The 19,409-nt window shown below is 66.7% G+C and carries 20 protein-coding genes; 2 read left to right on the top strand and 18 right to left on the bottom strand.

Features of this window, described 5'->3' with window-relative positions; all coding sequences use genetic code 11:
- Nucleotides 1–674 precede the first annotated feature (674 nt).
- On the top strand, nt 675–2,858 hold the full coding sequence (gene gspD, locus JL100_RS13515) for a type II secretion system secretin GspD (RefSeq protein ID WP_202680220.1): 2,184 nt from the start codon (nt 675–677) through the stop codon (nt 2,856–2,858).
- Between the two features lie 358 nt (nt 2,859–3,216).
- Nucleotides 3,217–4,044 carry a type II secretion system minor pseudopilin gene (locus tag JL100_RS13510; protein ID WP_202680219.1) on the top strand — a complete coding sequence of 276 codons (828 nt, stop codon included), beginning with the start codon at nt 3,217–3,219 and terminating at the stop codon, nt 4,042–4,044.
- A 3-nt stretch (nt 4,045–4,047) separates the two neighbouring features.
- On the opposite strand, the gene JL100_RS13505 is transcribed toward JL100_RS13510, so the two are convergent.
- From JL100_RS13505 to JL100_RS13420, 18 genes are all read right to left on the bottom strand, one after another.
- A complete protein-coding gene (locus JL100_RS13505; RefSeq protein WP_202680218.1) occupies nt 4,048–4,599 on the bottom strand; it encodes a prepilin-type N-terminal cleavage/methylation domain-containing protein in 552 nt (183 codons plus the stop codon).
- The gene (locus JL100_RS13500) at nt 4,596–5,030 is read right to left on the bottom strand and encodes a type II secretion system protein (protein WP_202680217.1); all 435 of its coding nucleotides are present in this window, start codon (nt 5,028–5,030) and stop codon (nt 4,596–4,598) included. Before JL100_RS13500 ends, JL100_RS13505 begins: the two co-directional genes overlap by 4 nt.
- Nucleotides 5,023–5,472 (bottom strand): GspH/FimT family pseudopilin, encoded by a 450-nt coding sequence (locus tag JL100_RS13495; protein WP_202680216.1) that lies wholly within the window; start codon nt 5,470–5,472, stop codon nt 5,023–5,025. The genes JL100_RS13500 and JL100_RS13495 overlap by 8 nt, the downstream gene beginning before the upstream one ends.
- Before the next feature lie 31 nt (nt 5,473–5,503).
- On the bottom strand, nt 5,504–5,977 hold the full coding sequence (gene gspG / locus JL100_RS13490; RefSeq protein WP_202680215.1) for a type II secretion system major pseudopilin GspG: 474 nt from the start codon (nt 5,975–5,977) through the stop codon (nt 5,504–5,506).
- Nucleotides 5,978–6,151: 174 nt separating this feature from the next.
- Nucleotides 6,152–6,907, bottom strand: a complete 756-nt coding sequence (locus tag JL100_RS13485) for an anti-sigma factor family protein (RefSeq protein ID WP_202680214.1) — start codon at nt 6,905–6,907, stop codon at nt 6,152–6,154.
- 159 nt (nt 6,908–7,066) lie between these two features.
- A complete protein-coding gene (locus JL100_RS13480) occupies nt 7,067–7,582 on the bottom strand; it encodes an RNA polymerase sigma factor (RefSeq protein WP_202680213.1) in 516 nt (171 codons plus the stop codon).
- 568 nt (nt 7,583–8,150) lie between these two features.
- The gene (locus JL100_RS13475; RefSeq protein WP_202680212.1) at nt 8,151–8,459 is read right to left on the bottom strand and encodes an anti-sigma factor family protein; all 309 of its coding nucleotides are present in this window, start codon (nt 8,457–8,459) and stop codon (nt 8,151–8,153) included.
- A gap of 580 nt (nt 8,460–9,039) precedes the next feature.
- Nucleotides 9,040–9,399, bottom strand: a complete 360-nt coding sequence (locus JL100_RS13470; RefSeq protein WP_202680211.1) for an RNA polymerase sigma factor — start codon at nt 9,397–9,399, stop codon at nt 9,040–9,042.
- 247 nt (nt 9,400–9,646) lie between these two features.
- Nucleotides 9,647–11,074, bottom strand: coding sequence for a sensor histidine kinase (locus JL100_RS13465; RefSeq protein ID WP_202680210.1), 1,428 nt, complete (start codon nt 11,072–11,074; stop codon nt 9,647–9,649).
- On the bottom strand, nt 11,071–11,718 hold the full coding sequence (locus tag JL100_RS13460; RefSeq protein ID WP_202680209.1) for a chemotaxis protein CheX: 648 nt from the start codon (nt 11,716–11,718) through the stop codon (nt 11,071–11,073). Before JL100_RS13460 ends, JL100_RS13465 begins: the two co-directional genes overlap by 4 nt.
- Nucleotides 11,715–12,098, bottom strand: coding sequence for a response regulator transcription factor (locus JL100_RS13455; RefSeq protein WP_202680208.1), 384 nt, complete (start codon nt 12,096–12,098; stop codon nt 11,715–11,717). Before JL100_RS13455 ends, JL100_RS13460 begins: the two co-directional genes overlap by 4 nt.
- Before the next feature lie 218 nt (nt 12,099–12,316).
- Nucleotides 12,317–12,556 (bottom strand): hypothetical protein, encoded by a 240-nt coding sequence (locus tag JL100_RS13450; RefSeq protein WP_202680207.1) that lies wholly within the window; start codon nt 12,554–12,556, stop codon nt 12,317–12,319.
- The gene (locus JL100_RS13445) at nt 12,553–14,802 is read right to left on the bottom strand and encodes a chemotaxis protein CheA (RefSeq protein WP_202680206.1); all 2,250 of its coding nucleotides are present in this window, start codon (nt 14,800–14,802) and stop codon (nt 12,553–12,555) included. The genes JL100_RS13450 and JL100_RS13445 overlap by 4 nt, the downstream gene beginning before the upstream one ends.
- Entirely contained in the window at nt 14,799–15,191 is a 393-nt protein-coding gene (locus JL100_RS13440) for a response regulator (RefSeq protein WP_202680205.1), read from the bottom strand. Before JL100_RS13440 ends, JL100_RS13445 begins: the two co-directional genes overlap by 4 nt.
- Nucleotides 15,184–16,059, bottom strand: a complete 876-nt coding sequence (locus JL100_RS13435) for a CheR family methyltransferase (RefSeq protein ID WP_202680204.1) — start codon at nt 16,057–16,059, stop codon at nt 15,184–15,186. The genes JL100_RS13440 and JL100_RS13435 overlap by 8 nt, the downstream gene beginning before the upstream one ends.
- A 5-nt stretch (nt 16,060–16,064) precedes the next feature.
- Nucleotides 16,065–16,676: a HEAT repeat domain-containing protein gene (locus tag JL100_RS13430; RefSeq protein ID WP_202680203.1), complete on the bottom strand. Its 612-nt coding sequence runs from the start codon at nt 16,674–16,676 to the stop codon at nt 16,065–16,067.
- The gene (gene cheB, locus JL100_RS13425) at nt 16,667–17,806 is read right to left on the bottom strand and encodes a chemotaxis-specific protein-glutamate methyltransferase CheB (protein ID WP_202680202.1); all 1,140 of its coding nucleotides are present in this window, start codon (nt 17,804–17,806) and stop codon (nt 16,667–16,669) included. The genes JL100_RS13430 and cheB overlap by 10 nt, the downstream gene beginning before the upstream one ends.
- Nucleotides 17,807–17,815: 9 nt before the next feature.
- Nucleotides 17,816–19,393 (bottom strand): chemotaxis protein CheW, encoded by a 1,578-nt coding sequence (locus JL100_RS13420; protein ID WP_202680201.1) that lies wholly within the window; start codon nt 19,391–19,393, stop codon nt 17,816–17,818.
- Nucleotides 19,394–19,409: the final 16 nt, after the last annotated feature.

The following is a 19,409-nucleotide window of genomic DNA, read 5'->3' as shown; positions in this document are numbered from 1 at the left end:
CGGTCAATGGTCGAATTTATTCCCGCCTTATGCCGTTCCGCCTTGCCGGGTCTGCGCTTCCCGGCGGGTCTTCCGGACCGGATCTTACAAATTGTGCCTAAAGATGTACTGGTCACGTCGGACGCCGGCATGCATTTTCCAGCGTCCGGGGAGTCGCCGTGCCGATTCGGGGCGGCACTGTCCAGGATACTTCCGGCCGAACGCAATGGGAAAACATTGCTGAGGCGGAGGAGCCGATGAAGTACGCGCCACTGGTGAACCAAGCCGTGCAAGACGTTGAGCCCGGGAGACCAGTCTGGAGCTACTCCTTTTTCCCATTCACTCCTGCGATGGACATCTTTGGTTTTCGACCGACGCTTAGGGGTTCCCAGCAAGAGTGACGGAACCTACCTCCACTACCCTTCCGATGAGTTTTCCTTGTGACCGGATCATGAGTGATAGAACAAATGAACCGGTACCATCGGTGAGTGCAAGCCTCGGTGACCGACGGAAGTTTCGGTTTCCGACACAGGTCTTCCCTTGAACCCTGGTTGCTTTTAGTCGGTGAACGATCGATGACGACACAGCAAAGACCCGCTCCATCCGGTTTCAGACTGGGAATTTCTGCCTGTGCCGTCCTGGCCCTTCTGGCGGGATGCGCGCAAGGTACGGCGCGGAACAACCTGGACGAACGGATGTCCGAGCTGATGCGCCCGGACGGCGGAACATCGGGTCAGCCGACGTCGCTCGTTCCACCCGGGGGGCTCGGGCCTGCCGCCGGCGGCCGGGAAGAACCGCCGAGGCGACCGACCTATGTCGAGCGGGGCGGCCTGCGCATCCAGATGCCCGCGACCTCCACCCGGCCGTCGCCGTCCGGCGAGAGCGTGGAGCTGAACTTCCCGGACACCGACATCAGGGAGTTCGCGCGCGCCGTGCTCGGCGACATTCTCGGACTGACCTATGCGGTCGATCCGCGGATCGAGGGAACCGTGAGCGTCGACACGCGCGGGGCGATCCCGCGGGCCGACGTCCTGCCGCTGGTCGAGCGCGTGCTCCAGATGCATGGCGTGTCGCTGGTTCCTTTCCCCAACGGTTACCAGGTGGTTCCGGCGGAATCCGGCCTTACCAACGGCCCGGCCCTTGGCGGCGGACCGGGAATGGGGGTCCGGGTCCTTCCGTTGCGGCACATCGAGGCCGCCAAGGCGTCCGAGCTGCTGGCCCCGCTGACGCCCCGGGGTGCCGTGGTCTCGGTCGATCCCAAGCGCAACATCATGGTGCTGGCCGGATCGCAGCCGCAGCTGGACCTGATGGAAGCGACCGTGCAGGCGATCGACCTTGACCAGCTGCAGGGCATGTCCTTCGCGCTGAAGCCGCTCCGCTACGCGGCTCCCGCAGCGATGGCCGAGGAATTGACGGCGATCTTCGGATCGGAGGAGGGGAACGAGGAGGTTCGCTTCGTGCCGGTCGAGCGCATGAGCGCCCTGGTGATCGTGACGCGCAACGCCGACATGATCGACCGCATGCTCAACTGGGCCGAGCGCCTGGACCAGGAGGGCGGCGGGTCCGATCCGGAGCTGTTCGTCTATCCCGTCCAGAACGGCAGGGCGGCCGACCTCGCCACGGCGCTGGGCCAGATCTTCGGCGCCGAGCAGACCGGCCAGCAGATCGGGGGATTGGCCCCCGGGCTCCAGTCGCGCCAGCTCGCCCAGTCCAGCCTGACCCGCCGTGGGCAGGGCGGATCGTCCGGCCAGGGAGGGCTGGGGCAGGGCGGCTTGGGCCAGGGCGGTCTGGGTCAAGGAGGTCTTGGCCAGGGCGGACTGGGGCAGGGCGGACAGGGGGGACTCGGCGGCGATCCCCTGGGCGGCGGCGGTTTCGGCGGCCAGGGCGGCTCCGGGTTCGGCGGCGGGTTCGACGGGAGCGGGCAGGGGCAGGGCAGCGGCTTCACGGCCGTGGCGGCACCGGGCCTGCGGATCATCGCCGACGACAGCCGGAACGCACTGATCGTCCAGGGCACCCGGCAGCAGTACCGGCGCATCGAGAACGCGCTCCGCCAGCTCGACACCCAGCCGCTCCAGGTGCTGATCGAGGCGACCATCGCCGAGGTGACCCTCAACGATACGCTCCAGTACGGGTTGCAGTGGTTCTTCAACAGCGGCAATTTCCAGGCCCTGCTGAGCCAAAGCGCCAGTGCGACGCCCCAGCCGGCGCTGCCGGGCTTCGCCGTCGCCTTCAACACGCCGGACGCGCGGGTCGTCCTGCGCGCGCTGGAATCGGTCACGGACGTGCGGGTGATCTCGTCGCCCCAGGTCCTGGCGCTGACCAACCAGACGGCGCTTCTCCAGGTCGGCGACAGCGTGCCGATCCCCGTCCAGCAGGCGGTCAGCGTCGTCAATCCCGACGCGCCGATCGTCAACTCGGTCCAGTACGTCGATACCGGCGTCACCCTCCAGGTGGTCCCGCGGGTCAACGAGGGCGGCATGGTCCGGATGGAGATCGAGCAGAACGTCTCCGAGGCGACGGTGACGACCACATCCGAGATCGATGCCCCGACGATCGCCCAGCGCCGGATCGCCAGCACGGTGGCCGTCAGGAGCGGCGAGACGATCGGCCTGGGCGGCCTGATCCGCGACGGTGCCACCGCCGGCATGGACGGCGTCCCCTACTTGTCGAGGCTGCCGGTCGTCGGGCCGCTGTTCGGTACCAGGTCGACCGACGTTCGGCGCACCGAGCTGCTTATCCTGCTGCGGCCCCGGATCGTGCAATCTACCCAGGATGCCCGCGACATGACCAACGAACTGCGGTCTCGCATGCAGGCGCTGCTGCCGGTCGTCTACAGGGAGCCGATCCAGGGCACTGGGCAGGGGCTTCCGGTCCAGTGAAGCGGGGTCCTGTCTCCACGACGGATCATCACGCCTGCCGTCGGATGAATCGCCCCGGGACGATCGTCCCGGGAATGGTTCGACGCAGGGAAGATGGTATCGACCAGGTTTGAAACGGGCAGCCGCACCCTTCGCAAGTTTGTGTCGGCGGTCGCCAAGGCGAATTCCGCCGGAAGAAAAGCGGATCGGGAATGATGCGGGCGGCGTCCGGCACCGCCCTGTCAAAGTTCCGCCATCCGCCAGTGGGATAAGCCAGGCGCAAACCCACATCGGCGCGTCCGCTCGTCGGTTTCCGCCTGGCCATGGCCGAGCGGCGGCCGGCAAGTCAGGATCCCGTCGGCATCGTCGAGGCAACGTTATGCGCAGACCCGGTTTCGCCCTGATCGCGGTATTCTGGATCGTCATGGTGGTGGGGTTGTTCACCGCGATCGTGGCGTCGCGTACCGGCTTCGACATAGATCGCAGCACATGGGCCCTGGACATGGGCCGGGTCCGGGCAGCGGCCGACGGGGCCGTGGAGGAGGCGGCGTTCCAGACGGTCGAGCGCCTCGGTTCGGTGCAGCCGGCGACCGGCCTCGCCGGCGTGCAGGAGTTGGACCTTCTCATCGACGACATCCCGGTCCACGTGACGATCCAGGACGAGGACGGCAGGATCGACCTCAACGGCGCCCAGCCGGAACTGCTTGCGCTGCTTTTCGAAAACCTGATGCGGGACATTCCGGCCCTTACCGCGGAGGATCCGATGGCGCTGTCCGAGCGCATCGCCGATTTCCGCGACATCGACAATCTGCGCCGGCCGAACGGCGCCGAGGATCCGGAGTATGCCGCGGCCGGACTGGCGGCGGGTGCCAAGGACGGGGTGTTCGACACCGTGGGAGAACTGCAGCAGGTCCTTGGCATGACCCCGGAACTGGTTGCCGCGGCGGCGCCGTTCCTTACGGTCCAAAGTGGCCGGGCGCAGTTCGACCCGGTCGTGGGACCGCCCGGGTTGCAGCGTCTGGGCAGCGCGGTCGAGGCTGCCGGGCTGCTGAGCGGGGTGGCGCCCTCCCGACGGCGCATCTTCTCGGTGACGGCCGAGGCGGTGCTGCCAAGCGGGATCAGGCTGACGCGCGCGGCATCCTTCAGGATAACCGGCGACATGCGCCAGCCCGTCGCCTGGTCCGGCTGGCGCTCGATCGACGGTTAACCGTCAGCGATTGCGCGGGGCCACGACGATCGGCGGCCATTCCTCGGCGGGACCGCCGCTCACGGTCAACTCGACCAGGTCGGGCAGGCGCTGGCCGGCGGGCCAGGCGTTCCGCCAACCGCCGACAGTGTCCCAGTAGCGGAACGAGACCCGCTCTACGCCTTCCAGGATCAGCCGTTCATCGATCCGCTGCTCGCCGCTGAGGCGAAGCGGCTGCCATCTGGCGAGCAGGCCGCCGGGCGTTCCGCCCAGGGTGACGACGTTCGGTCCGCCGACGCCGAAGCGTTGCGGAAGGACCGTGACGAAGCGGAGCGAGGTCTGGTCTCCGGAGAAGATCAGCGGTGCGCGGTCGCGCCGGTCCGACCGGACGGGCAGGGCTGTTTCCAGCCAATCGGCGATCTGGCGTTGCGTCAGGAACATATGGCCGCCGTCGCCCCGAGGCGCCGCGGCGCGAGCCGCAAGGGCGATCACCTGCTGGCCGGCAACCATGACGAAGGAGATCAGCGTCATCGCCACCAGCATTTCCAGGAGCGTGAACCCGGGCCGGCGAGTCATCTCGCTTCCCCAGGCACGATCCGGCGGGTCACCATCGAGATGTTCCTGATGCCCCGCATGGACAGCCACGACACTTCCACCCGGATATCGGCGATGCCGGCGGTGCTCTGCGCAGTGGCGTCTTTCAACGTGCGCAGGCAGCAGGTCTCGATGCGCCAGGAGAACCCGTCGGGGCCGGTGCCGTCGACGGGCGATCCGGACGGCGTCGGAATTGTCCGCCCCACCTCGGCCAGAAGCCTTTCCGCCAGCATCACGGCTTCCTCGGTGCGCTCGGCGCGCTCGGACGCCAGGCTTCCGAAGGAAAGGCGCGGCAGCATGGCACCCAGCGCGATGCCCAGGATCGCAAGCGCGACGAGGACCTCGATCAGGCTGAAGCCGGGACGGCGGCCGGCGGGTCGGGGCTGCCCGCGGGCAGGCGGGGCATCAATCATCGACCTGGATCCTGCCGCTCAGCCAGTCAGCCGCGATCCGTGCCTGCCCGCGGCTGGCGGCGGGCAGATCCAGGAGGACGGTCCCGCCCGAAGAGCCCCCGTCGGGATAGAATCGGATCGCGGGCGTGGCGGCGTCGCCCGGCGCGCCGCCGTCGATTCCGAGGACCCGGACATCCGAGCCGGGCAGGCGCCCCCCCTTCCCGCCGGGCTGGATCCGCCATTCGCGGGCCGTCAGGTCGAACTGCACTTCGACCGGGCTTCGCGTCGCCGTCGCCATGTAGCGGGCGCGGGACATCGCCGCCCCCAGCTCCCGGACGGCGGCTCTCTCCTTCGCGCCCTCGGCCCACGACCCTCCCAGGCGCGGGGCCGCCAGCATCGCCAGCCCGGCTATCGTCATGACGACGAGCAGTTCGAGCAGGGTGAAGCCGGCGGAACGTTTCATGATCTGATCGGAACGGGAATCGGTGACCGGATCACCAGCTGCCCAGATCCTGGTTCTCCCCGGTGCCGCCGACCGCCTTGTCCGCGCCCAGCGTGAACACTTCGACCTCGGCCCGCTCTCCCGGGGTCCGGTATCTGTACTCCTGACCCCAGGGGTCCTTGATCATGTCGGCCTTCCGGAGATAGGGGCCGTTCCAGCGCTGCGCGCCCGACGGGCGCTCGACCAGGGCCTTCAATCCGTCCTGCTGGGACGGATAGCTTCCCGTATCCAGCCGGTACATGTCGAGAGTGGTCGACAGGTTCTGGATCTGCAACTTCGCAGCGTCCACCTTGGCTCCGCTGAGGTAACGCGCGACGGCCGGGGCGGTGACCGACGCCAGAAGCCCGAGGATGACGAGCACGACCAGCAGTTCCAGGAGGGTAAAGCCGTCAGCCGCTGACGGACGCTTCCGGTTACCCGTCAGGCGGTCGGGTATCCGGCGGTCGGGTATCCGGCGTCCGGCCATCGGACGGATTGCTTTCAGGCTTTGAGCCTCTTGGCGGGGATTCCCCATGACTTCCTCCAGCTTTGACTAGGCAGTGCCCTCGATGCGATGACGATCTGGTCGGTGGCGTATTCCGGCGGACGGGCCGTTTCCGCCGTGATGCCACCAAAGAGACCGGACACTCGAATTCGCTTATCAGGCATGCTGGAAGTGATCCCTGACCTCCTGCGTAAGTCGATCGAGTTCGGTCGGAGCAAGGGCGCCCACTACGATGTATAGGTACCCGCTATCATCCCATGCGGCAACCTTCAGTCCTTTCCCCGGATCGTACCGGGCCGGATCGCTCTCCGTCCGGTCGGACTTGGTGATGCACAGCGCGATCGGTTGCCGGTGCGGGGCGGAATAGAGCAGCTGCGCGATCGGCTGATCGGCTTCCGCGAGCAACCTGCCGCCTTCGAAGATCCAACCCTCGGACGAGAGGTCGGGAACCGTGAACTGGAGTCCGATGCGGGCACCCAGCCATTCCTCGATATGGTCCTTCCGCGATGCCGGGACTTCGGCCAGATGTTCCGTTTCCGCTGCGTATACCGAATGATAGGCCGCGACGTCGGCCATGAAGTCGGCGCGCCCGCCGTGCGACGGAAGCGAGGAGAGACCGGTGCCGACGACCAGGGCGACCATGGCGGCCGCCCCGAGGCCCGCCAGGAGGATGGGGTTCTTGGCGAAGCCGGACCTCGGCCTGGGCTTGAGCAGGACGATATTGTCCCTGCCGTCCCTGGGCTCTTCTTCCGGAAAGGCGGACCGCAGCAGGGCGGCGGTCTCGCGCATGTCCCTGACCTTGGACTGCGCGACGGGATCACGGGCAATGCCGGCCTCTACGGCCAACCTTGTCTCTAGGGGCAATTCCTCGTCGACATAGGCGACGAGGATTTCATCTGTCAGTTCTATCATGGACATTCCGTACGCAGGGGCATCGCCGGGAGCCTTCTCCGTTGAAGCAGCCGGGTCCTGGCGGCCAGCCGATCACCCCTCCATGGTCGCCGATTCCGGCGTTACTCGATCTTGATCTTCGCTCATCCACTCTGGAAGAGTGTCGAATTCTTTAGAGGCTCAGCCAACTTTGCCCACGGGAGTGCAGGCGGTGCCGGAATGGGCCTGCCGCATCCTTTCCGCGAGGGCGAGGCGGGCGCGGGCAAGCCGGCTCATCAGCGTGCCGATCGGTATTCCAAGGACGCTCGCCGCTTCCTGGTAGCTCAGCCCGTCGACGCAGACGAGCATCAAGGCAGCCCGCTGGTCCGCCGGCAGCCGCGCCATTTCCAGGCGTACCCGGGCCAGGGTGGATCGAACGTCGATCGTGTTCTCGCCGTTCTCGCCGACGATCTCCATGCCGGCTTCGATCGGATCGGACAGCTTGTTGCGCGCGCTGCGCTTCTCGTCGATCCAGGCATTGTTGATCACCCGGTACATCCAGCTTTCCAGGCAAAGTATGCCGTCGTATGCCTCCGGCTTGCGCAGGAGGCGTTCGCAGGCCCGCTGCACCAACTCGTCCCCGGCATCCCGCGACCCCGTCAGGACCCGTGCAAAGCGTTGCAACTTCGGCAGAATGGCAACAATCTTGTCTCTCACGGCCCCGCCACCCAGTTCCAGTACCACTCGGAATTATTAAGTGAGATCGCGGCGGCGCCTCGGCCGTTTCGATCCTGGCAGATGCTTAATGGGGAAATGTTATGATAAATTTGGGGATTCGCCTGGAGGGACTTCAGAGCTACCCACTTTTTGCAGGAGGACGAATTTCCTTGTGACACGGCACCATCCAGCCATTCTAGAAAAAAATCTATAAAATGGAAAACACATTCAGCGTTACTGAATCAAGTGCCCTGCTGGCAGTGGGTGGGTTGCTATAGATCATATACGAAGGCTAGATAAATAAGACTGTTCTCCGCTTTATCTATTACCAACGGTGGAAGTCGGTAAGTTCTAGGAGATTGCGCCGGGCACATGAGCCGGTTGAGTCGACTTGTTCGCGGCAAAGCCAACCAGACCGATTTAAACAAAAATACACTTATGCGAAAACTTCATAAGGCTTGATGGCTGCTCATACATACGCCATCAAGATGCAAGCTCCGGCCTATGCATGCCCATCCGGCCCCGTCGAGGAGACGGAAAATGCGGAACAGTCGGCCGCCGGCTTCGATCAAGCGTTCCTTTGCATGCGTCTGCTCCGCATCGTCGGCCTTGAGGGGCCGGAGGTCTGCGACGGAACGACCGAAAGGCGGGCCATGGGCATCTCGGGTGCCTCGACGAAGGCGGACCTTACCAGGGTTGAGCTCAAACGCAGGAGTTCCGCCAATTCCCTCGCCTCGGCGTTGCCGGCGAGCAAGCCCTCCACATAGCTTCGCCCATCCTGGTCCAGCTCACCATCGACATAAGCCATGATCAGGCCTTCATCCAGGCTGCCCTCAACGGTGCTGTAGAGCTGTCCCGCGACAAGCAGATCGTGCATAAAACTTCTCCTGCGGATCGGGCGTTGCCAAATACTACGGATAACCGGATGGATGGCGCCGCAATCATCTCTCTGAAATCAGTTCAACATGTGGTCTGGATCAATGTTCCGGTAATTGGCTGACATGGCTCCGGGCAACCATTGCTTCGGTTGGGGAGCTCTGTCAGTACCGGAAGTTTGAAGCGCGGTGGGGCATACCATGAAGTAGGGCCTCTCAGCGAAATTGGTCCGGATTATCGGAAGCTAGACTTATGACGATTCAGAATGCAACTGTTTCCCCCATGGTACAAAAATTTGTCATCGCCGAATTTCGCATTGAACCGCCAGGGAAACGCCTGGACCGGGTTGGCGATCAAATTCCAGCTTCATCCATGTAGCCGCCGGGCCTTCGTTTCAGTTCATCCCCCTCTTGACCTATCGCCCATATATATGACGACTCGGAGAACTGGGTATTCCCGGCTATCCTTTTTTGACATGCCGGATCGAAATGATCCGGCATGTCAAATCCCAGTCCGCACTCCAGAACGATAGCGGACATCCTACGATCGTGAAAGAGCCCTGTCCAAAGGTACGATCGCTTTCAGGTTCCGTCCGGAGCGGGGCTGTCGAAGATTTCCTGCTTTCGCCCATCTCCGCGATGGCGGACGATGTCGGATCGCGCAAGGCATTGCTCTTTGCCGGCCAGCTTCGTCATCAATGTAAGGCGGCCGCGAAGCAGGCGCGTCTTGATCGCTTCCACGGACGTGAAGAGCTTCGACGCCGCTTCCTGGTAGCTCAAGCCTTCGACGCAAACCAGCATGATGACCAGCCGCTCGTCGGCAGGCAGCGCGTCCAATTCTTCGCGGACCTGCCTCGGCGTCGAGTTATATACGGATTTTTTCACTGCTGCCTCATCGCACAGGTCCGGTGTTTCACGGTCGTGGATGAAGTAGCTCGTCAAGGGGATTGGACAATGTTCAGGTCCGTGAAAACGTAACGCCCATGTGGTTTTGGGCAAGATAATGCGGACAGAGATTCGGCTGGCAGGATGAACGGCTCCAGCACTGAAACTGCATTTTCCTTATGCTGGAAAACTTGGCCGATTTTCCTGCTGCGGCTTCAGTCGAGGCTTGGCGGAGCCGGCTTTTACCACATATTATACCGCTTGCCGGCCAGCTGACGATGACCTATTGCCGATCAACGATCGCTCAGGGAGCGCCGTCCTCCGGATCGGTGCAGGAGTGCTGGTGACCGGACACGGTGATGCGGAAGGTGGTTCCGCGGGCTACCGGCGGGATCTCCAGCGTGCCTCCGATCTGGCGGGTCAGGGCCGTGACGATGCGCATGCCGAGGGTCCTGGACTTGGCGGCGTCGAAGCCGGGGGGAAGTCCCGGCCCCTGGTCGCTCACCGTCAGGGCGTAGCCGTCAGGCCAGCACTCCAGAGTGACCTTTATGACGGCGGGATCGGCACCCCGATGCTTGATCGCGTTGGTGATCAGCTCGTTGGTGATCAGGCCGAGCGGGGCGGCGTGGTCGATGCTGACTTCCAGCGGTTCGGTCGCGAGATGGATATCGCAGACGCGCTCGCCCGATGCCTTGATCAGGTCGTCGCACATTTCATCAAGGAACGCCGCGAAGTCGAGGGTGCGGAACCTGTCGGTCTGGTAAAGACGATGATGCACCCGTGCCACCGCGGCAATCCGGTCGGAGGCTTCCTTGAGCAGCGAGCGGGCCGACTTGTCGACGAGGCTCGCCATCTGGAGGTTCAGCAGTCCCGAGACAAGTTGCAGGCTGTTCTTGACCCGGTGGTTGATCTCCCGGAGGAGCACCGTCTTGTCGGCCACGGCCTGTTCCAGCGCGTCCCGAACCCGTCTCCGCTCCGTAACGTCCCGCAGGATGCCGGTCAAGAAGTTGCGGTTCTCGCTCTGCCAGCGGGCAAGCGAGAGCTCCAGGTTCAGCACCGTGCCGTCATGGCGCTCAACCGTCAGCTCGACCGGTTGCGCGGACGATTCCCGCAGCGCCAGGGCCTCCAGGTTGCGCGGCCACGGGACATCCCCGCCGGGCGAGAGCAGATGGGTGATGTCCCGCCCGACCGCGTCCTGGGAGGCCATGGCGAAGGTGCGCTCCGCGGCCGAGTTCATCCATTGCACCGTGCCCCCGGCATCGGTCGTGACGATGGCGTCCTGCGCGGTGTCGACGACCGCCCTGTATTTCGCATCGCGCCGTTCGCGCAGCAGGCGTTCGCGCTCGACGGTCACCGTCACGTCCTTGACCTGGATGAGGCATTGCCGGCCGGATTGGGAGGGCAGGGGCCGTATGATCAGGTCGTGAAGCAGCGGCCGCCCGTCCGGAAGGTGCAGGGGAAGCAGCCTGGAGTGCAGCGAGTGGGTGAGGATGCTGGACGCCCCGGCGTGGAGCGCGTCGCCGATCGCGTCGCTGAACCGGGTGTCGAGCAGCGCCGGGAACACGTCCCAGATGGATCGCCCGATCAGGGTCGTCTGCGCCACGTCGGTGGCGCGCTCCATCCAGACGTTCCAGGTCAAGACCCGGTGGTCTCCGCCCAGGATGACGATTCCAGAGTCGAGCGCATCCATGACATGGTTCTTGTGCTGGATGGAGTCGGACGAGGGGCTCATTCTTTGTCTTCGAACCCGTCGATATAGTCGCTGATCAGCGACTTGATCGCGCTGAGCGACGGGAAATCCATGAAAAGGGCGATGTAGCCGTTGATGTTTCGGGCGCGGACAGCGAAATCGATCGTCAGGAAAAGGACCAGCTCGCCCGGGTCGTCCGCATTGCCTCCCAGGAGCACGACCTGGCTGCTGCCGCGCATCACGCGGGGAAGCGACATGTCGAGCGCCTGCTTGAGCATGTTGGCCATGACGACCAGGCATCCGTTAAGCACCACGTTGCCGACTTCGGCAAGCGCCTCCTGCTCCAGGTCCACGATCTCTTCCAGCGACAATCCGTCGTCCAGGATGGTGCGGACCAGTTCCAGGCTCTTCGCTTCGGGAAAGATGAGCAGGGCCTGGCCGGAGAAGGAACCGCGGAAGTTCTGCCCGACGGCGACAAGGCTGCTGTTTTCCCGGTGGGAAAGCCAGCCGACGGCCTGGTCGCGGCTCATGATCTCGGTGCGGGGGACCGACAGGTGGACCTGGTCCTTGACCATCCGGCCCAGGTTCTTGGCGGCCCGGCTGACGCCGATATTGATGATCTCCGTCAGCGCGTCGCGCTCCAGGTCGGTCAGCGCGATCCGGTCGCCATCGAAATCCAGCGTCATTTGCCGGCGCGCCTGAGCTTGAGCGCGGCTCCGGAAAGGAAGCTGGTCAGCGTGTCCTCGGTCAGCGGCTTTTCGACGAAGGCGGTATCCAGCTCCCGCGCGCGGGCGAGGATCGCGTCCTGCGCGTTGGCCGAGATGATCGCCATGGGCATGTCGGGATTGGCGGCGCGCATCTCCTCGGCCAGCGACAGGCCGTCGCGGTCCGGCATGTTGAAGTCGATCAGGGCGATGTCGACGCTCGTTTCGGCCAGAAGGCCGAGGGCTTCCTGCGCGTTGGCGGCCTCCGCGATCTGCCAGTCCGATCGGGTCTTCTCAAGGATACGCTTGACGACCATACGGGCCAGCTTGCTGTCATCCACAACCAACACGGTTCGAGCCATATTATAATTTCTCCAGAATGGGCACTCCGACCCGCCTCTCCGACAATACGCTCCTTGAGGGACGGATGGTGCCGTCCAATTCGATCTTAGAGCTTGGCGTGACCAGAGCGCCACTTTGATGCCGAAGAATGCAACCGCGCCCGCCGGGATTCCAGATGAATATGGCGGTGCAGCGGAATGGTTGCCACATTCATCGCGAGACGAAGGGATATTCCCGGTCAACCGCAATTTAATGTCGGGAGTATCCACTTTCGAAGGAATTCCGACCCGGGGGAACCGGCCATTCCCGGCCGAAGGGCGAGAAGCACCTGGACCAACGAAGTATGGAGATGGGTGCAGCCGGACCAATCGACCGCGGCGCCCGGATCCGCCAGCAGCAATTCGAGCAGCGGTTCGGCCTCGTCGACCTGGCATTCCCCTTCAAGGATGATGATCCCGTCGGCGAGCCGGACGCTCATGGCAGGATCTCCTTCAGGTTAAGGACGAGCAGCACCCGCCCGTCACCTTGCAGGGTCGTCCCGAGATAGGCCGGAATGTCGGCCAGCACGCCGTCCATCGGGCGGAGAACCACCTCCAGCCGTTCGCCGATCCCGTCGATCGCGAGGCCGAAGACTCCGTCCTTGGTCCTGACGACCAACACCATCCGCGCCTCCGAGGGGGCGGGCAGGTCATCGCCCAGGTCCAGCAGGCCGGCGAGGGAATGCAGCGGGACCACCTGGTCGCGCCATGCGAAGGCCCATTGCGCCTTGATACGCCCGACCCGGTCCTCCGGCAGCCTCATCATTTCCGCGACGTCGTCGAGCGGAACGCCGAACCGCCTTCCGCCCGCCTCGACCGTGACGATCCGCAGCAGCGCCAGGGTCAGCGGCAGTTCCAGCCGGATGTTCGTCCCGCGATGGCGGGCGGTTTCCACCGCGATGCCGCCGCCGAGCCGCTCGACCGCCAAGCGTACCGCGAACATGCCCATGCCGCGACCCGACAGGTCGGACGTCTCCTCCGCCGTCGAGAGGCCCGGCGTGAAGATCAGGCGGGAGGTCTCGGCATCCCCCAGCGCGGCAAGCTGCGCCTCGTCAATCACGTCGGCCTGGACGGCCTGGCGCCCGACGTTGGCGATATCGATGCCGCGGCCATCGTCCCCGACCTCGACCACGATGCGGTCGTTGGAGTGGAAGGCGCGCAGCGTCAGGGTGGCGCGGTCCGGCTTGGAGTGGCGGCGGCGTTCCTCCGGCAGCTCGATCCCGTGGTCCAGGCTGTTGCGGACGAGGTGCAGCAGCGGTTCGTAAAGCGTGTCGACCACCGTCTTGTCGGCGCTGGTCTCCTCCCCTTCGATCACCAGATCGACCGGCTTTCCGAGGCGGATGGACTGGTCGCGGACGTACCGCGGGAAACGGTCGAAGACCTGGCCGACCGGCACCATCCTGATCCGCACCATGGCATCGTGCATGTCGCGCACCAGCCGGTCCATCGCGGCGTGCAGGTCCCGGAGCGGCCGGACGATGTCTCCCGATCCGACCGGCAGTGCGGCCTGTCCGGCCAGCCAGCCCAGCGAATTCTTGGCCACGATCATCTCCCCGACCAGGGCGAAAAGGCGGTCGATGCGCGCTTCGTCCACCCTCAGCTGGCGCGACGGGGGGAGCGGCGCCGGAGAGGAGTCAACATCCCGTTCCCGGGCGGCGGACTGCCGGGCGCGGACGGCAAGATCCAGGGCCTCGGCCAGAGGAGCGGGGTCGCGCAGTTCCACCGACCGGACGAGCGCCGCGCCGACGTCGTCCGCCAGGTCCGCCCGGCCCCCATGGCGCAGCGCGTTGGCCGCGGCGGCCGCCGCCGATCCCCAGCGTCCTGCAACCTCGCCCTCCGGCGTCGCGCCGGCGAGCAGGCGCCGCTGCTCGGCCAGCACCGCGCTCACGAGGTCGGCCGGCGGGCGGGGACGAGCGGGTTCAGGGCCGAGGATTTCGGCATCGACCGCGGAAACACGGACCTGGTCGGCGACCAGGCGGAACGGGTGGCGTACCGCCTCCTCCTCGCCGACGGCCAGCAGGTCGATCCGCAGATTGCACAGGAAGGGGTCGAGGATCTCCGGCGCCGGCCAGTCCTCCCGCGGAGATATCCGCAGGGCTGCCAGGCCCGGCAGGCGGCTGACCAGCTTCAGCGGGTCCTCGCCGGTGAAGAAGCAGCCGGGATCGGGGTCGTAGACGATCCTGAACACGCTGGCATCGGCAGCCCCTTGCCGCAGCAGGTCGAGGGCGGCGGCCCGCTCGGTCGCGGTGAAGGCAGCCAGGTCGTTCGAGGTCGGAGTTGCCGGTGCTTCCGCCGGGCCGCCGTCTCCCATGACGGCTCCGCGAAGACGGTCGATCAGGTCCGAGGCCGCCGCGTCCGCGTCCGCAGGCAGCCCGCCCTGCGCTTCCAGGGCATCCAGCCACGCGGCTGTCCGGTCCAGGCTTTCCAGCAGCAGGTCGATGAGCGACGCATTGATCGCGGCACGGCCCGCGCGGACGGCGGACAGGGCATCCTCCGCCGCGTGAAGCATCCGGGTCATCGGCGGGACGTCGAAGAGGCCGGACGAGCCTTTCAGGGTATGGAAGGCGCGGAACACGAGGGCGACCCCGTCGCCGGTAGGCGTCCGCTCCAGCGCGATCAGCCCGTGGGTCGCCTCCTGGATCAGCTCGCGGCCTTCCGACAGGAACTGGTCGAGCAGGGGGTTCATGCCGTCACCCCGGTCAGCACGGCGACGTGGCGGACGAGGTCGGCCGCGGCGACCGGCTTGACCAGGTAATAGTTCGCCCCCGCCGCCCGCGCGTCGTCCGCGTCCTGCTCGCCCGTTTCGCTGGAGATCACCAGGGCGGGGACGGCTGCCGCGCAGGCGGTCTCGCCGCGCAGGTTCCGCAGGAACGACATGCCGTCCATCTTCGGCATGTTGATGTCCACGACCAGCAGGTCGAAGGATTCCGACAGCACCTTCTCCAGCGCCTCGATCCCGTTGAGAGCCTCGGCCACCTCGAAGCCGGCGGCCTCCAGGGTCTCGCGGTAATAGAGACGGATCAGGGCGCCGTCGTCGACGACGAGGACGCGCGGTCGCGCGGGCCGATCAGGCATGGCCGCCCTCCCCGGGCTTCTGGTACACGATGGCCTCCGGAAACCGGCAGACATGGAACAGGGGCGATATCCGGCTCATGGACTCGGTATGGCCCAGGCAGATATATCCCCCCGGCGCCAGGCAGTCGTAAAGATTGTTGGCGGCGGTGCGGCGGGCCATGTCGTCGAAATAGATCAGCACGTTGCGGCAGAATATCACGTCCATGTCGCGCCACGGTCCCGTGTCGCCCTGGTCGATGATGTTGACCTGGCTGAACTGGACCGATCCCCGCAACGCGTCGTCGATGCGGTACCGCCCGTCGGTCAGGGCCGTGAAATACTTGGCGACCAACGGGCGGGGCAGGCGCATCAACGACCGTTCCGAATAGATGCCGTCCCGCGCAGCCTTCAGGGCCTGGACATCGATATCGGAGCCGACGATCTCGATATCCCAGGAATCGACATGAGGCCAGTTCTCCAGCAGCCAGATGGCGATCGAATAGGGTTCCTCCCCGGTCGAGCACGGGACCGACCACAGGCGGATCGGCTGGCTGCGGCGCTTCCGCGCCGTGATCCGGTCGAGCAGCGTGGAGGTCAGGCAACGGAGCTGATAGTCCTCCCGGAAGAAATAGGTCTCGTTAACCGTGAAGGCGGAGATCAGGTGCTCCAGCTCGTCCGGTTCGACCAGCAGGCGGGCGAAGAGATCGGAGAAGCCGCGCGAGCCGGCGGCGAGGATCCGGTCGGCCAGACGGCGTTCCACATAGGCCCGCTGGCCATCGCCGAAGACGATGCCCGTGCGGCGGTAAAGGAAGTCGCAAAACCGCCGGAACTCATGATCGGCGATCCGTATGTCGGGGCTGTCCGGCTGATCCGGCTTTTCGGCGCGCATGGGTGTCAGTTCTGCGCGCCCGTGATGCGCTTGGCCGCGATATCCACCGCGAAGCCCACGACCGGCGCCGCCGGGAACCGCCGGGGCAGCCCGCGCAGGATCGGCACGGCCTCCGGAGTGCCGATCTCGGCCAGGATCTCGATGGCGGTCATGCAGACGTTCACGTCGCTTTCCCGTTCCAGCACCCCGCACAGCAGCGCCGTGGCCTCGCCGGCCGGAAGGCCGCGGGCGATCTCCGCGGACAGCAGGCGCACGTCCGCGTCGCTGTCGGCGAGCAGGCCCGGCAGCAGGAGGCGAGCCGGCCCGGGCATGGCCTGCAGCGCCTCGATCGCGCCGTTGCGCAGGCCGGCATCCTGCGACCGAAGCAGCGAGGCCAGCGGTTCCGCGGCGTCCGGAAGGGCGGCGAGGGCCGTGAAGATCGCCTCGCGGACGGCGGGTTCCCCTTCGCGCCGCAGCGCCTCCATCAGCGACGGCACGGCCTGCGGACCGTCGCCAAGATGGCGGACGGCGCGCCTGCGGACCAGCGGATCGCCACTCAGCATATCTTGGCGGGCCGCCTCGGGCGATGTCGGGATTTCCCCGGAGGGGCTGGGCGGATCGCGGCGGATCAGCGGCATGTCGCCTCGCTTCGGTGCGAACCGGCCCGGGCGACCGCCCCGGCGACGGCCCGCGCGATATCCGCCAGCGGGGCGACGGTGTCGGCGCCTCCACGCCTGACCAGGGCGCCCGGCATTCCCCAGACCACTGCCGTATCCTCGTCCTGGGCGATGGCGTGGCCGCCCTCCGCGCTCAGCCGCGCCATGGCGGCGGCACCGTCGTCGCCCATGCCGGTGACCAGCACGCCGACCAGCAGGCCGGCCGGCACGTGGTTGAGCGCGCTGGTCACCATCCGGTCGACCGACGGATGCCAACGGTGGGTCGGCGAGGAGGGCACCGGCGTGGCGATCAGTCCGGCGGGCCGCCGGGCGACGATCAGGTCGGCGTCCCCCCGCGCGACGTGGACGCGGCCGGGCAGCAGGACCGTGGATTGCCGGACCTCGTCGACCGGCAAGGGGCAAATCCGGTCCAGCCGCCGGGCAAAGGCCCCCGTGAAACTGGCCGGCATGTGCTGGGCCACCAGGACCGGCCAGGGGAGGTCCTCGGGAAGGCCGGTCAGGATCGTCTCGAGCGCCTGCGGCCCGCCGGTCGAGGCACCGATCAGGACGAGACCGGCCGCCGGTTCCGGTTGTCCGGCACGGCGCCCGGACGGCGTCGCGGGCGATGGCGGCGCCAGGGACGGGGGAGGCTGGTCCGGCGCGGCGGTCCGGCTCATCCGGTGGCGGATACGGTCGGCAAGCCGCAGCGTCGGCCTCAGGCGGGCGCCGGCCGCGGCCCGAACCGTCTCGACCAGCATCGGACGGATGCGGTCGATGTTCAGCGAGACGGTGCCCTCCGGCTTGGCGATCACGTCCACCGCGCCGAGCGCCAGCGCCTCCAGCGTGGTTTCCGCGCCTTCGGGCGTCTGGGACGACACGACCACGACCGGAAGCGGCGTCTCGACCATGAGGCGGCTCAGGCAGGTCAGTCCGTCCATGACCGGCATGTTGATGTCGAGCGTCGCCACCTGGGGGGCGAAACTCGCGGCGAGATCCAGCGCCTCGGCGCCGTTGCGGGCCGTCCGGATCTCGAAATCGCCTTCCAGCTCGAAGATGCCGGCCAGCAGTTTCCGCATCAGCGCCGAATCGTCGATGATGAGCAGACGAATCATGGCGGCGCGTCAGACCGCAGCCCGAACGGGTGCCGTGCCGTCGAGGTCGGAGAGCAGGTCCGCCTCGTCGCGGGCCAGCAGGTGCCCCGGCTCCAGCAGGAGGATCATCCGATCGCCGAGATTGGCCACGCGGGAGATGAGGGTGATCTGCTCCGCGGACAGGTCGGGTGCCGGCTCGATCGCAGCGATGGGTATCCTGAGCAAGCCGGTCACCGCATCCACCAGGATCCCGGCGCGGTTCGCACCCATCCGGGTGACGATGATGCGCCGGCTGCGCGCCGGGGCCGCGCCGGACAAGGCGAAACGCCGCCGCTGGTCGATCACCGGCAGGACGCTGCCCCTGTGATTGATGACCCCCTCGATGAAGTCCGGAGCCTTGGGAACCGGGGTCAGCTGATCCGGCACGGCCGCGACCTGCTCGACGCAGGACGAGGGGAGACCGTATTCGACGGTGCCCAGCCTGAAGATCACGAAGGATTCCGTGTCGGCGCCGCGGTCGGCCATGCCTTCCTCCGGGGTGTCGGCGTCTGGATGATCGGACTGCGCGGCGAGGCCGCGCCGCGCTTCCTCCGACCGGAACAGCCGCTCGGGATCGAGGACGGAAACGAGCCTGCGGCCCCTGTCGAGCCGGCAGATCCCTTCGATCTCTCCGCCATCCCGGCGGAACAGCGGCGGCACCGGGTCGATCTGGCCGGCCGGTACGCGCAGGATCTCGCGGGCCCTGTCCACCAGCAATCCGGCCCGAAGCCCGCCGAACGACAGGACGATGATCCGGGCCGCATCGGCTTCTCCGATCCCCGGACGCGCCGGCCCGAGCTCCAGGAGCGTCGCCAGGTCGAACAGCGGGATCAGCCGCCCGCGCACCGTGACGACGCCCAGCAGGGTGTCGTCGGCATGGGGCATGCGCATCGTCCTGGCCTGGGTGCGGACCACCTCGTCCACCGCGGAAACGGGCAGGGCATACTCCTCGCCGCCGGATTCGAAGCTGACCAGCATGCGGGTGGCGGCCGCCGTCCCGGATGCCGGTTCGGGCATGGGCCGCGCCGCCGCCGCGGTACCGGCCGGCGCGGTCCTGCCGGCCAGCGGCGGAGCGGGACGGCCGACCGACGCCGAGACCCGCCGCAGGACCCGGTCGAGCGCCAGCACCGAGATCGCCGGCTCTTCCCCATCCCCGGGAACCGTCCCGGAAAAAAGGTCGCGCTCTTCGGCGATGTCGGCCCGCTCCATCTGCCCATGAGCCAGGTCGAGGATGCCGGCGACCTGATCGACCTGGAGACCGACGCGCGTGCCGGCATCAAGCACCACGACCCGCCCTCCGTCGTCCGGAAGGTTGACCGGCTGTCCCAGCATGCGCTGCATGTTGAGCAGGACGGTGACGGTTCCGCGCAGGTTGATCAACCCTTCGACGGTCGGGGGGCTCAAGGGGACGTCCAGCACGTCCGGGCGGCGGACGATCTCCCGAACCTCCCGGAGCGGCAGGGCGGCGCGCATGTCGCCGATGCGAAACACCAAGTGCGGCCGGCGGTCCGGGGATTCCGGAACCGCCGGGGCGGGCGCGGGCGCCTGTACGGAGGGGAGCGGGGACATGGGATTCTTCCGGCCC

It is taken from the genome of Skermanella mucosa, from assembly GCF_016765655.2.
Classification (GTDB): Bacteria; Pseudomonadota; Alphaproteobacteria; order Azospirillales; family Azospirillaceae; genus Skermanella; species Skermanella mucosa.
Note: the sequence above shows the minus strand (reverse complement) of the source record. Positions and strands in the feature narration are given on the sequence as shown.